The 11,889-nt window shown below is 69.0% G+C and carries 12 protein-coding genes and 1 pseudogene; 6 read left to right on the forward strand and 7 right to left on the reverse strand.

Annotated features, from left to right (window positions below; genetic code table 11):
- The 4 genes from FFS10_RS21385 to FFS10_RS21400 all read right to left on the reverse strand — a co-directional run.
- Nucleotides 1-1,088 (reverse strand): ABC transporter substrate-binding protein (locus FFS10_RS21385; RefSeq protein WP_137896621.1); only part of this gene is annotated, 1,088 nt, incomplete at its 3' end.
- Between the two features lie 215 nt (nt 1,089-1,303).
- Entirely contained in the window at nt 1,304-2,296 is a 993-nt protein-coding gene (gene mgrA, locus FFS10_RS21390; protein ID WP_137896622.1) for an L-glyceraldehyde 3-phosphate reductase, read from the reverse strand.
- A 65-nt stretch (nt 2,297-2,361) separates the two neighbouring features.
- Nucleotides 2,362-3,714 carry an MATE family efflux transporter gene (locus FFS10_RS21395; protein ID WP_137896623.1) on the reverse strand — a complete coding sequence of 451 codons (1,353 nt, stop codon included), beginning with the start codon at nt 3,712-3,714 and terminating at the stop codon, nt 2,362-2,364.
- A gap of 83 nt (nt 3,715-3,797) precedes the next feature.
- Nucleotides 3,798-4,724 carry a carbohydrate porin gene (locus FFS10_RS21400; protein WP_137896624.1) on the reverse strand — a complete coding sequence of 309 codons (927 nt, stop codon included), beginning with the start codon at nt 4,722-4,724 and terminating at the stop codon, nt 3,798-3,800.
- Nucleotides 4,725-4,975: 251 nt separating this feature from the next.
- On the opposite strand from FFS10_RS21400, the gene FFS10_RS21405 reads away from it, so the two are divergent.
- Nucleotides 4,976-5,995: a substrate-binding domain-containing protein gene (locus FFS10_RS21405; protein WP_137896632.1), complete on the forward strand. Its 1,020-nt coding sequence runs from the start codon at nt 4,976-4,978 to the stop codon at nt 5,993-5,995.
- Between the two features lie 10 nt (nt 5,996-6,005).
- On the opposite strand, the gene FFS10_RS21410 is transcribed toward FFS10_RS21405, so the two are convergent.
- The 3 genes from FFS10_RS21410 to FFS10_RS21420 are packed head-to-tail and all read right to left on the reverse strand — an operon-like array spanning nt 6,006 to nt 8,213.
- Nucleotides 6,006-6,272, reverse strand: a complete 267-nt coding sequence (locus tag FFS10_RS21410; protein WP_137896625.1) for a YkgJ family cysteine cluster protein — start codon at nt 6,270-6,272, stop codon at nt 6,006-6,008.
- Nucleotides 6,272-6,865, reverse strand: a complete 594-nt coding sequence (locus FFS10_RS21415) for an NADPH-dependent FMN reductase (RefSeq protein WP_137896626.1) — start codon at nt 6,863-6,865, stop codon at nt 6,272-6,274. Before FFS10_RS21415 ends, FFS10_RS21410 begins: the two co-directional genes overlap by 1 nt.
- 40 nt (nt 6,866-6,905) lie before the next feature.
- Nucleotides 6,906-8,213: a Glu/Leu/Phe/Val family dehydrogenase gene (locus tag FFS10_RS21420; RefSeq protein WP_137896627.1), complete on the reverse strand. Its 1,308-nt coding sequence runs from the start codon at nt 8,211-8,213 to the stop codon at nt 6,906-6,908.
- A 192-nt stretch (nt 8,214-8,405) separates the two neighbouring features.
- Here FFS10_RS21420 and FFS10_RS21425 point away from each other — a divergent pair, with 192 nt between their 5' ends.
- The 5 genes and pseudogenes from FFS10_RS21425 to FFS10_RS21445 form a co-directional block, all read left to right on the forward strand.
- Nucleotides 8,406-8,666, forward strand: coding sequence for a type II toxin-antitoxin system Phd/YefM family antitoxin (locus FFS10_RS21425; protein ID WP_137896628.1), 261 nt, complete (start codon nt 8,406-8,408; stop codon nt 8,664-8,666).
- On the forward strand, nt 8,663-9,082 hold the full coding sequence (locus tag FFS10_RS21430) for a type II toxin-antitoxin system VapC family toxin (RefSeq protein WP_137896629.1): 420 nt from the start codon (nt 8,663-8,665) through the stop codon (nt 9,080-9,082). Before FFS10_RS21425 ends, FFS10_RS21430 begins: the two co-directional genes overlap by 4 nt.
- 2 nt (nt 9,083-9,084) lie before the next feature.
- On the forward strand, nt 9,085-11,067 hold the full coding sequence (mnmG, locus tag FFS10_RS21435) for a tRNA uridine-5-carboxymethylaminomethyl(34) synthesis enzyme MnmG (RefSeq protein ID WP_137896630.1): 1,983 nt from the start codon (nt 9,085-9,087) through the stop codon (nt 11,065-11,067).
- On the forward strand, nt 11,064-11,708 hold the full coding sequence (rsmG, locus tag FFS10_RS21440; protein ID WP_137896631.1) for a 16S rRNA (guanine(527)-N(7))-methyltransferase RsmG: 645 nt from the start codon (nt 11,064-11,066) through the stop codon (nt 11,706-11,708). Before mnmG ends, rsmG begins: the two co-directional genes overlap by 4 nt.
- A gap of 65 nt (nt 11,709-11,773) precedes the next feature.
- A pseudogene (locus FFS10_RS21445) lies at nt 11,774-11,889 on the forward strand (lysine transporter LysE); the annotation flags it as partial.

Consider the following 11,889-nt stretch of genomic DNA (forward strand, 5'->3'; position numbering starts at 1 on the left):
AGCTCGCCCATGAAGGGGTTGGCGGCGATCACGTCCTTGTCCTGGTAGAGGGCTGGGCGGGTCGGGTTGTAGGAGCCGACGATGGCGCGGTCCTTCTGGCTCTCGGCGCTGGTCATGTACATCACCAGGTCGGCCGCGACCTCGGGCGTCTTGGAGTACTTGCTCACGGCCAGCTGCCAGCCGCCCAGGGTGGCGGCGTTCTTGCCGTTCGCCTCGCCCTTGGGCAGGGGCGCGACGCCGATCTTGCCCTTGATCGGACTGTCGCCGGCCTGGCCCAGGGACCAGGCGTAGGGCCAGTTGCGCATGAACAGGGCGTTGCCGTTCTGGAACACGCCGCGCGCGTCCTCCTCGCCGTAGTTCAGCACGCCGGCCGGCGCGATGCTGCCGATCCAGGAGGCGGCCATGTCCAGGGCCTTGGCGGCCTTGGCGTTGTTGATCGAGATGCTGCCGTCCTTCTCGACGATGGAGCCGCCGTTGTAGCTGGCGACCCACTCGAGCGCGTCGCAGGTCAGGCCCTCGTAGGCCTTGGCCTGGAACACGAAGCCCTGGAAGTCTTTCTGGCCGGCCGCGCGTTCGGCGTCCTGCACCTTCTTGGCGGCGGCCGTGAGCTCCTCCCAGGTGGTCGGGGCCTTGAGGCCATGCTTTTGCAGCAGGTCCTTGCGGAAGAACAGCAGGCCGGCGTCGGTGAACCAGGGCATGCCCAGCAGCTTGCCGTCCACCGTGTTGTTGGCGACGATGGCCGGGAAATGCTCCTTCTCGGCGCCCTTGCTGAACTTGCCGAGGTCGAGCAGGTGGTCCTTGATCACGCCGGGCCAGACCACGTCGATCATGATCACGTCCACGTCGGAGGACTTGGCCGCGAACAGCTGGCGGTACAGGGCCAGGCTGTCGGTGGTGCTGGCCGGCGGCGAGAACATCTTCACCTGGTGCCCGCTCTTCTTGGCCCATTGGTCCGCGTGCTTCTTGCAGGTCTCGTAGTCGGCGCCGCTGTTGCCGCAGGAGATCGTGATCGTGGCCGCATGACCGGCGCCTATGGCGCCGAATGCCATGGCCAGGGCGGCGGTGAACTTGGTGATCTTGGTCTTCATGTTCGCTGTGTCTCCGTGGACGACGGGCCCAGTCACCCGTCTCAGGCTTGAAATTGGCTTGCGCTGGGGGTCCTCTGACCGGCAGCGGTTTGCCAGGCTATTGCTATTGCTCCTCGGCGTGTGGACGCTTGGCTCTCAAAGCGCTTTGAATATTATCCAAAGCGCTTTGAATTTGCGCTAGGTATTTTCCCTATGGAGTGCTTGCGCGATGCTGCTCAGGCCTGCAGGGCGGCCTCGATCGCGGCCAGCTCGTCGGCTTCGAAATCCAGCCGCTTGAGCGCTGCGACCGCGTCGTCGACCTGGGAGCGGCGGCTCGCGCCGATCAGCACCGAGCTCATGCCGGGGTGGCGCAGCACCCAGGCCAATGCCATCTGGGCCAGGGTTTGGCCACGCGCCGAGGCGATTTGCTGCAGCTGGGCCACGGTCGCCAGGCGCGCCGGGGTCAGGTGCTCGCGGGTGAGGAAGCCGCCCGTACCGGCCGCTCGCGAGTCGGCAGGCACCTGGCCGCCGGCGTAGCGATCGGTCAGCAGGCCCTGGGCCAGCGGCGAGTAGGCGATGCAGCCCGCGCCCTCGGCGGCCAAGGCCTCGAGCAGGCCGGACTCGATGTCGCGGTCGAGCATGTTGTAGCGCGGCTGGTGGATCAGGCAGGGCGTGCCCATCTGCCTCAGCAGGGCGGCGGCGGCGCGAAACTGCTGCGGCGGGTAGTTGGACAGGCCCACGTAGAGCGCGCGGCCGCTGCGCACCGCGTGGTCCAGCGCGGCCATGGTCTCCTCCAGCGGCGTGTCGGGGTCGGGGCGGTGCGAGTAGAAGATGTCCACGTAGTCCAGGCCCAGGCGCTTGAGGCTCTGGTCCAGGCTGGCCAGCAGGTACTTGCGCGAGCCCCATTCGCCATAGGGGCCGGGCCACATCAGGAAACCTGCCTTGGTCGAGACGATCAGCTCGTCGCGGTGCGAGCCGAACTCGCTGCGCAGCAGGCGGCCGAAGTTTTCCTCGGCGCTGCCGGGCGGCGGGCCGTAGTTGTTGGCCAGGTCGAAATGCGTGATGCCCTGGTCGAAGGCGGCGCGCACGGTCTCGCGCATGGTGGCGAAATCGTCCGCGGCGCCGAAGTTGTGCCACAGGCCCAGCGAGACCGCGGGCAGGCGCAGGCCGCTGCGGCCGCAGCGGCGGTAGCTCATGGTGTCGTAACGCTTGGGGGAGGCGGTATACATGGTGTTTGCTCCGTGAGTTGTGGGTCGCGCCGGCGCTGGCCGGACGGGGGCGGGGTTTGTGCGTTTCAGCTCGGCGCGCGTTGGCGGCGCTGGCTGTCGCGCGCGTGCGGCAGCCAGCCGTGGACCAGCCAGCGGGCCAGCAGCAGCAGGCCGCGCAGCCATTCGTCCAGGGCATAGGCGATCCAGATCCCGGGCAGGCCGAAGAGCTTGCCCAGCCAGACCGAGCCCGCGCCGAGGACCAGGGCCATCGAGCCCACGCTGGCCAGCGCGGGATAGACCGCGTCGCCGGTGGCGCGCAGGGCGCCGGCCACGATGATGTTGAAGACGCGGCCGGTTTCCAGCGCCAGCGACAGCCACAGCAGGGTCTGCGCGGCGGCGATGACCTGCGCATCGCGCGTGAACACCGGCAGCAGCCAGGGGGCCCCGAGCGCGGCCAGCAGGGCCAGGCCGCCGGAGGCCGCCAAGCCGTTGCGCACCGCCTTGCGCACCAGGACATTGGCGGCGCGGAAGTCGCCCGCGCCAACCAGGCGGCCGACCATGATCTCGCAGGCCCAGCCTATGGCCAGGCTGATCAGTACCACGTACTTGAGCAGCTGCAGGGTGTAGGAATGGGTGGCCAGGGCGCTCACGCCCAGGCTCGCGGTCGCGGCCAGCGAGACCATGAAGGCCAGGCGGTAGACCATTTCGGTGCCCGCCCCCGGCAGGCCGATGCGCAGCACGGGGCGCAGTACCGGCAGGCGCAGAACCCAGAAGTCGCGCCAGCGCGGCCCGATCTGCAGCTTGCGGCGCCACAGCCACAGGTGGACGGCCAGGCCGACGGCCCGGCTGACCAGCATGGCCAGCGCGTAGCCCGGCAGGCCCAGTCCGTCCCAGGCGCCCACGCCCTGCATCAGCGGGATGGCCAGCAGCAGGTGCAGTCCGTGCATGAGCAGCATGACGCGCAGGCAGGCGCGCGCCTGCAGGTGGGCGCGCAGTATGGCCGCCAGGCTGAGGTTGTAGGCCTCGAGCAGCAGGGCCGGGGCCAGCAGCTGCAGCAGGGGGCTGGCCAGGGGGCGCACCGCCTGCGGCGCATTCAGCAGGGCCAGCATGAGCCCGTCGCCCAGCAGCACACAGGCTGCGGCCAGCAGGCCGGCCCAGGTGCTCGCGCCCAGCACCGCCCGGGCGGTGCGCTCGGCGGTTTCGTTCTGGCCCGCGCCCAGCGCCTGGGTGAGCGCGACGCTGACGCCGATGGCGAGCACGCGAAACAGCACGAACAGGGTTTCCAGCACCTGGCTGGCCAGGCCGAAGGCGCCGGCGGCGGCGTCCGAGCTGCGTGAGGCCAGCCAGAGGCAGACCATGGCCACGCTCATGCCCAGCATGAATTCGCCGAGCAGGGGTCCGGCGATCCGGTTCAAACGCGGTCGGCCGGGTTCGGTCATCGCGCCATTATGTGGGGAAGCAGGTCATGCAATGGCAAAGCCCAGGCATCGGGCGGCCGCCCGTATGCCGGCTGGCCCTGCGTTCAGAACGCATAGTTGATGCGCACGCGCGCGGCGAGCTGGTTGTCGCTGCCGGGGCCGCCCTTGGCCAGGCTGACGGCCGGGGTGATGGTGGCGCCCTTGACCCCCATGAGCGGGAAGCTGTAGGCCGCGTAGACCGTGGTGGCCTTCTGCGCGGCCGTGGCGCCCTTGGCGTGCACCAGGCCCAGGCCGGCGGGGCCGAAGGTGGCGTTGATGCCGAAGGTCTTGTCGTCTTCCTTCTTGGCGAAGTTGACGTTGAGCATGCTGTCCTTGGTCAGCTGGTAGCCGGCGGACAGGCCCAGGCCGGTCTCGCTGCCGGTGGTGGAGCCGACCTTCTTGACCGCCTCCAGGCCGGCGCGCAGGGTCAGCGGGCCGTTGGTGTAGGTCAGCGCGGGGCGCAAGCCCTTGTTGATGCCGGCTTCCTTGGTCTCGACCAGGCCGAGCTCGATGCGCAGGCTGTCGGTGGCGTTCAGGCCCAGGGCGCCGTGGAAGACGCCGCTGGAGAAGCGGCCGCGCAGCGCGTTGGCGCGGTAACCCTCGTAGGTGCCGACCTTGAGCTCGGCCACGGTGTCCTTGCCCAGCGGGAACAGGTCCACGGCTTCGAAGCGGCCGAGCTTGACGTCGCCGGTCTTGTTGCCGAACTGCACCCACATGTCGTCGACGGCGGTGTTGCCGTCCTTCTTGGCCAGCAGGCTGGCCTTGCCGGCCACGAAGGCGTCGCCGTTCATTCCGCGCGCGAGGGCGTTGACTTCCACGCGCCCGCCCAGGCCCAGGCTGTCGGTGCGGGCGTTGGTGGCGGGGGCCTTGATCTCGTTGAGGTAGGTGGTGTCGAGTTCGAGGTTGGCGTTGAAGCCGACATCGGCGTGAGCCAGCTGGGTCATGCCGAGGCCGAGCAGGATACTCGACGCGGTAGTGATCATCGTTTTCATGCTTATCTCCTAAGTGACGTCGAAAGATTCGAATCTGGTGGGTGGATGCTTTGTTATTAATCAAAGCGCTTTGGATTCTAGGTAAAGCGCTTTGATTTGCTTTAATGGTTTACCCGAACCGCTTTGGATGAGCGACGGTTACGTTTGCAGAACAAGCCAGGGAAACCACGAAGGCCGGGAGTTCAACCTGGTCTGGTACGATCCAAAGCGATTTGAGATTTCGGCTTGCAGCAAAGGGGTGGGGCGTGAAAATGAATCTGAAGGCGCTGTCGCAGTCGCTGGGCCTGTCGCCGACCACGGTGAGCCGCGCCCTGGCCGGCTACTCCGACGTGAGCGCCGCGACGCGCGAGCGCGTGGTCGAGGCGGCGAGGCGCGCCGGCTACCAGCCCGATGCGGCGGCCAGGCGCCTGGCCACCGGGCGCGCCGACGCGGTGGGCATCGTCTATCCCTTCCATCCTTATGGCGCCACCGGTCTGGGCGACCCACGCTTCGTCGACGTGGTGGCCGGCATTTCCGACGGGCTGTCCGAAGCCGGCCTGGACCTGATCATCGCCGCCGCGCGCCCCCAGACCGAACTCGACACTTACCGGCGCCTGATCGCCAACCGCCGCGTGGACGCGCTGATCGTCGCCAACACGCTGCAGGAGGACCCGCGCATCCGCTTTCTGCAGGAAAAGGGCTTTCCCTTCCTGGCCTATGGCCGCACCCGCAGCGACCGGCCCTATGCCTGGCTGGACTTCGACAACCAGGCCGGCGCGCGCACGGCGGCGCAGCGCCTGATCGCCCTGGGCCACCGGCGCATCGGCCTGATCCATGCGCCGCTGGCGATCAACTTTGCGCTGCAGCGCCACGCGGGCTTTTGCGAGGCGCTGAACGGTGCAGGCATGGCGCCGGATCCGGCACTGATGCGCGAGGTGGCGCAGTCGCGCAAGGACGGCTACGAGGCCATGCGCAGCCTGCTGGCTCAGCCGGATGCGCCGACGGCGGTGCTGGTCGACAACAACCTTTGCGGCCTGGGCGCGCTGCGTGCCCTGACCGACGCGGGGCTGACGCCCGGCCGGGAGGTGTCGTTGATCGTCTACGACGGCGTACCCGCCGATATTCCGCTGCCCTACCGCGTGACCGCGGTCATACAGCCCACCGGCGACTCGACCGGGCGGGCCATCGCCCAGCTGGTGGTCGGCGTGCTGGCCGGCAAGCCGCTGGAGAGCCTGCAGCAGCTGGGCCAGCCCGAGATCGGGCCCGGCGACACCGACGGCCCGCCGCCCTGAGCTCCGCCGCTCAGCCCGGCGCCGTCAGCTGCTCCAGCCGCGCCAGGTAGAGCAGGGCATGCCGTCCGCCGTCGGCCTGCGCGCCGCACATCTCGGCCGAGGGCCTGAGCTGGGCGCAGACCGCGGGGCGCTCGGGCCGGCCGAAGATGCGGCAGCGGTCGGCCGCATCGAGCTGGGCGCAGCGCTGGCCCGCGGGCTTGCCCTCCGGCATGCCGGGGATGGGGCTGGAGACCGAGGGCGCGATGCAGCAGGCGCCGCAGCCGGCACGGCAGTTCATCAGGGCGCGAGTCGCTCGGCGGCCCAGATCACCTGGTCGACCACGGCCCGCACGCTCTTGCGGCTGGCCTCGCTGAGCAAGCCGCCGTCGGGCCCGAAGGCCTCGCCGGCCTTGGCCAGAGCGAACTTCTTCGGTGCGACCCAGCATTGCAGCACCAGCAGCAGCGGCGCCAGATGGCTTTGCGAGCGCAGGCCGCCCAGGCTACCGGGTGAGGCGCTGAGCAGGCCCACGACCTTGCCGGCGAAGGGGCGCATGCCGTCGCTCCATTCGGTATCGCCGGGCACGGGGCGCGAGATCCAGTCCAGCGTGTTCTTCAGCAGCGCGGGGTAGCTGCCGTTGTACTCGGGCGTGCAGATGATCCAGCCCGCGTGGGCGTGGAAGATCTGCTTGAGCCGCAGCACCTCGGGCGGCAGGCCGCGCGCCTCGAGGTCGCCGTTGTAGAGCGGCAGCTCATGCTCGGCCAGTTCCAGGTGGGTGACCTCGGCGCCGGCCTCGCGCGCCAGCTGCGCCGCGACGGCGGCGAGCTTGCGGTTCCAGGACTGGGCACGGGTGCTGCCGGCGAACACCAGCAGCTTCGGTGGGGCGGAATTCATGGCCGCCATTGTCGGCGCATCGCGCGCGCCCCGCCGGGGTTCAGGGGTAGAGACCCCGCATCTCGCGCGCGCGCAGGATGCGCTGGCAGCCGACGATGAAGGTCGCGGTGCGCAGGGTCACCTTGTTCTCGTGCGCCACCTGCCAGACGGTGGCGAAGGCCTCCTTCATGACCTTGACCAGGCGGGCGTTGATCTCGTCCTCGGTCCAGAAGAAGCTGGAGAAGTCCTGCACCCACTCGAAGTAGCTCACGGTGACGCCGCCGGCGTTGGCGATCACGTCGGGCACGACCAGCACGTTGCGGTCTTGCAGGATGTCGTCGGCCGCCGGCGTGGTGGGGCCGTTGGCGCCCTCGATGATCAGGCGCGCCGTGATGCGGCCGGCGTTGGCCTCGGTGATCTGCTGCTCCAGCGCGGCGGGGATCAGGATGTCGCAGTCCACGCCCCAGAAGGCGTTGTCCTCGATCTTCTCGCCGCCGGGGAAACCGGCCACGCTGCCGCTTTCCTGCACATGGGCCAGCAGGGCGGGCACGTCCAGGCCGGCTTCGCGGTAGAGGCTGCCGCCATGGTCCTGCACCGCCACCACCCGGGCGCCGGCCTCGGCGAACAGCTTGGCCGCGATGCCGCCCACGTTGCCGAAGCCCTGCACGGCCAGGCGCGCGCCCTCGATCTTGAGGCCGATATGGTGGGCCGCCTCGACGCCCACGGTGTAGACGCCGCGGCCCGTGGCCTCGCGCCGGCCCAGCGAGCCGCCCAGGTCGATCGGCTTGCCGGTGACCACGCCGGTGGCCGTCGTGCCCTGGTTCATCGAGTAGGTGTCCATCATCCAGGCCATCACCTGCTCGTTGGTGTTGACGTCGGGCGCCGGGATGTCCTTGCTCGGGCCGATCAGGATGCCGATCTCGCTGGTGTAGCGGCGCGTCATGCGCTCGAGCTCGCCGCGCGAGAGCTTCAGCGGGTCGACGCGTATGCCGCCCTTGGCGCCGCCGTAGGGCACGTTGACCGCGGCGTTCTTGACCGACATCCAGGCCGACAGGGCCATGACCTCGGACAGGGTGACGTCCTGGTGGAAGCGCACGCCGCCCTTGCCGGGGCCGCGCGAGGTGTTGTGGTGCACGCGGTAGCCCTCGAAATGGGCCACCGTGCCGTCGTCGAGGTGGATCGGCACGTCGACGATCAGGGCGCGCTTGGGCCGCTTGAGCGTCTCGACCCAGCGCGCCAGGGGGCCCAGGTAGGGCGTGACGCGGTCGACCTGCTGCAGGAAGATGCCCCAGGGGCCGAGGTTGTCGGCCTGCAGGTAGGAGGGCAGGGCGTGGGTCAGGGGCGGGGTGCTGCGGGGGTTGGGTGACATGCTGGTTTCTCCAGGTGCGATTGCGGGATGGGCGCAAGCTTAGGTCCGGCCCCCTGGGAAGTCCAAGGCCGGCTTTATCTTGGGTTATGCGGGAAATGCATAGACCTGTCTCGACCCTCCGACACCTGTCCACCCGCCAGGTCAGTCCGGAGCGGCTCGGATAAAATGTACAAAATTTTTCAATTTGTACAAATGAAAACCCTGTCCTTGAGCGAGTTCCGCGCCCATGCGTCGGAAATGGTGGACCTGGTGCAGCAGGGCGAGACGGTGCGCATCCTGCGGCACGGCAAGCCGGTGGCCGAGCTGGTGCCGGTGCGCGGCGACGACGCAGCGCGCGTGCCGAGCTGGAAGCGACCCTTCGACGCGCCGCCGGCGGCTTGTCCGTCCGGCAAGACCCTGGCCCAGCGCATCGTCGAGGAGCGCCAGGGCGCGCTCGGCGGGGGCGGGGCATGAGGCTGCTGTTGGACTCCTCGGCGATCGCCAAGCGCTACCGGCTCGAGCCCGGCCACGCGGCGCTCGAGCGCCTGTTGGCCGCCGCCGACACGGTGGTGCTGGCCGCGCATTGCCGGCTCGAAGTTGCGTCCGGCCTGCTGCGCGAACTGCGCGATGCGGCGCTGGACGCCGAGCAGTACGCGCGCGTGATGGGCGCGATGGCCCAGGATTTTGCCGACTTCGAGGTGCTGCCGGTCAGCCCCGAGATCGAGGCGCTGGCGCTCGCGGCCATGGAGCGCAGCCGGCTGTGCGCCACCGACGCGCTGCACATCGCGACGGCCCAGGCGGCGCGCGTCGACCTGTTCGCCACCGCCGACCGGCGCCAGGCCCAGGCGGCCCAGGCAGCCGGCTTGAAGACTGAATGCATAGAGGCTTGAACATGCAAGGCTATACCTACCCCCAGGAATTCGATGTGATCGTGGTCGGCGGCGGCCATGCCGGCACCGAGGCGGCGCTGGCCGCGGCACGCATGGGCTGCAAGACGCTGCTGCTCACGCACAACATCGAGACCCTGGGCCAGATGAGCTGCAACCCCTCGATCGGCGGCATAGGCAAGGGCCACCTGGTCAAGGAGGTCGACGCGCTGGGCGGCGCCATGGGCATCGCGACCGACGAGGGCGGCATACAGTTCCGCATCCTCAACAGCTCCAAGGGCCCGGCCGTGCGCGCCACGCGCGCCCAGGCCGACCGCATCCTCTACAAGGCCGCCATCCGACGGCGCCTGGAGAACCAGCCCAATCTGTGGCTGTTCCAGCAGGCCGTCGACGACCTGCTGGTCGAGGGCGAGCGCGTGGTCGGCGCCGTGACCCAGGTCGGCATCGCTTTTCGCGCCCGCACCGTGGTGCTGACGGCCGGCACCTTCCTGGACGGCAAGATCCATGTGGGCCTGGACAACTACGCGGCTGGCCGCGCCGGCGACCCGCCCGCGGTGTCGCTGTCGGCGCGCCTCAAGGAACTCAAGCTGCCGCAAGGGCGGCTCAAGACCGGCACCCCGCCGCGCCTGGACGGCCGCACGATAGACTTCTCGCAATGCACCGAGCAGCCCGGCGATGGCATGCCGGGCGGGGTCAACGAAGGACAGGTGCCGGTGTTCAGCTTCATGGGTAGCGTGGCCATGCACCCGCAGCAGATGTCCTGCTGGATCACGCACACCAACGAACGCACGCACGAGATCATCCGCTCGGGCTTCGACCGCAGCCCCATGTTCACCGGCAAGATCGAGGGCGTGGGCCCGCGCTACTGCCCTAGCGTGGAGGACAAGATCAACCGCTTCGCCGACAAGGACAGCCACCAGATCTTCCTCGAGCCCGAAGGCCTGACCACCAACGAGTACTACCCCAACGGCATCTCGACCAGTCTGCCGTTCGACATCCAGTACGCGCTGGTGCGCAGCATGAAGGGCCTGGAGAACGCGCATATCCTGCGCCCCGGCTACGCGATCGAGTACGACTACTTCGACCCGCGCGCGCTCAAGAGCAGCTTCGAGACGCGCGCCATCCAGGGCCTGTACTTCGCCGGCCAGATCAACGGCACGACCGGCTACGAGGAGGCCGCGGCCCAGGGCCTGTTCGCCGGCATCAACGCCGCGCTGCAATGCCGGGGGGAGGGGCCCTGGCTACCGCGCCGCGACGAGGCCTACCTGGGCGTGCTGGTCGACGACCTGATCACCAAGGGCGTGACCGAGCCCTACCGCATGTTCACCAGCCGCGCCGAGTTCCGCCTGCAGCTGCGCGAGGACAATGCCGACATGCGCCTCACCGAGGCCGGGCGCCGCATGGGCCTGGTCGACGACGCGCGCTGGGATGCCTTCTGCCGCAAGCGCGATGCTGTTTCACGTGAAACAGAGCGCCTCAAGGCCACCTGGGTCAACCCGCGCATCCTGCCGGCGGCCGAGTCCGAGCGCGTGCTCGGCAAGTCGATAGACCACGAATACAAGCTTTTCGATCTGCTGCGCCGGCCCGACGTGAGCTACACGGCGCTGATGTCGCTCGACGGTGGCAAGTATGCGAGCGACGCTGTTTCACGTGAAACACTGGGCGAATTGAGCGCGCCGGTGATCGAGCAGGTTGAGATCGCGGCCAAGTACGCGGGCTACATAGACCGGCAGAAAGACGAGGTGGCGCGCGCTGCCTACTACGAGGGCCTCAAGCTGCCGCCCGACCTGGACTACATGCAGGTCACGGCGCTGTCGATCGAGGCGCGCCAGAAGCTGCAAAAGCACCGGCCCGAGACCCTGGGCCTGGCCTCGCGCATCTCGGGCATCACGCCGGCCAGCATCTCCCTGCTGATGATCCACCTGAAGAAGGGCGGCTTCAAGGGCTTCGCCACGCTGCCGGCGCCCGAAGGCGAAACCGCCGCATGAGGGCCGCGCTGGAGACCGCGCTGCGGCAAGGCGTCCAGGCCCTGGGCCTGGCGCTGGAAGAAGCCCAGATCGCGCGCTTGCTCGACTATCTGGAATTGATCCAGAAGTGGAACAAGGTCTACAACCTCACGGCCCTGCGCGAGCCGGCCGAGATGCTGAGCCACCACCTGCTCGACAGCCTGGCCGTGATCGGCCCGCTGCGCCGGCACAGCGGCGGCCGGCCCCTGCGCCTGCTCGACGTGGGCGCGGGCGCGGGCCTGCCCGGCGTGGTGATCGCGATCTGCTGTCCCGAGGTCTCCGTGACCTGCGTCGACACGGTGGCCAAGAAGGCGGCCTTCGTGCAGCAGGTGGCGGCGTCGCTCAAGCTGCCCAACCTGCGCGGCCTGCATGCGCGCGTCGAGTCGCTGAGCGAGGGTTACGAGCTGGTCTGCTCGCGCGCCTTTGCCTCGCTGCTCGATTTCACCAGTTGGTCGCGCGCGGCGCTGGTGCCGGGCGGCGTCTGGATGGCCATGAAGGGCAAGCCGCCTCATGATGAGATTGCGGCCCTGCCGGACGACATCGAGGTGTTTCACGTGGAACAGCTCGCGGTTCCGGCGCTCGACGCCGAGCGCTGCCTGGTCTGGCTGCGCGTGAAATCCTGATCCGCTGCGCCGGTGTGGGCCCATACGTCACGTAAACTCAGCGCTCAGCTTCCGAGGAAATTCCCATGTTCGGCGTTGCAGATTACGGCGCTTTCGTCGCGGCCATCATCCTGTTTCTCGCGATTCCCGGTCCCGGCAATCTGGCGCTGATCACCTCCACCGGCAAGGGTGGGGTGAGGGG

Source organism: Ramlibacter sp. 2FC, from assembly GCF_005503345.1.
In the GTDB taxonomy this organism is placed as follows: Bacteria; Pseudomonadota; Gammaproteobacteria; order Burkholderiales; family Burkholderiaceae_C; genus SCMQ01.

Coding starts and splice junctions, on each gene's coding strand:
- mgrA (WP_137896622.1), bottom strand. CDS start 2,296: ATGTATACCGCCTCCCCCAAGCGTTACGACACCATGAGCTACCGCCGC.
- FFS10_RS21395 (WP_137896623.1), bottom strand. CDS start 3,714: ATGACCGAACCCGGCCGACCGCGTTTGAACCGGATCGCCGGACCCCTG.
- FFS10_RS21400 (WP_137896624.1), bottom strand. CDS start 4,724: ATGAAAACGATGATCACTACCGCGTCGAGTATCCTGCTCGGCCTCGGC.
- FFS10_RS21405 (WP_137896632.1), top strand. CDS start 4,976: ATGAATCTGAAGGCGCTGTCGCAGTCGCTGGGCCTGTCGCCGACCACG.
- FFS10_RS21410 (WP_137896625.1), bottom strand. CDS start 6,272: ATGAACTGCCGTGCCGGCTGCGGCGCCTGCTGCATCGCGCCCTCGGTC.
- FFS10_RS21415 (WP_137896626.1), bottom strand. CDS start 6,865: ATGAATTCCGCCCCACCGAAGCTGCTGGTGTTCGCCGGCAGCACCCGT.
- FFS10_RS21420 (WP_137896627.1), bottom strand. CDS start 8,213: ATGTCACCCAACCCCCGCAGCACCCCGCCCCTGACCCACGCCCTGCCC.
- FFS10_RS21425 (WP_137896628.1), top strand. CDS start 8,406: ATGAAAACCCTGTCCTTGAGCGAGTTCCGCGCCCATGCGTCGGAAATG.
- FFS10_RS21430 (WP_137896629.1), top strand. CDS start 8,663: ATGAGGCTGCTGTTGGACTCCTCGGCGATCGCCAAGCGCTACCGGCTC.
- mnmG (WP_137896630.1), top strand. CDS start 9,085: ATGCAAGGCTATACCTACCCCCAGGAATTCGATGTGATCGTGGTCGGC.
- rsmG (WP_137896631.1), top strand. CDS start 11,064: ATGAGGGCCGCGCTGGAGACCGCGCTGCGGCAAGGCGTCCAGGCCCTG.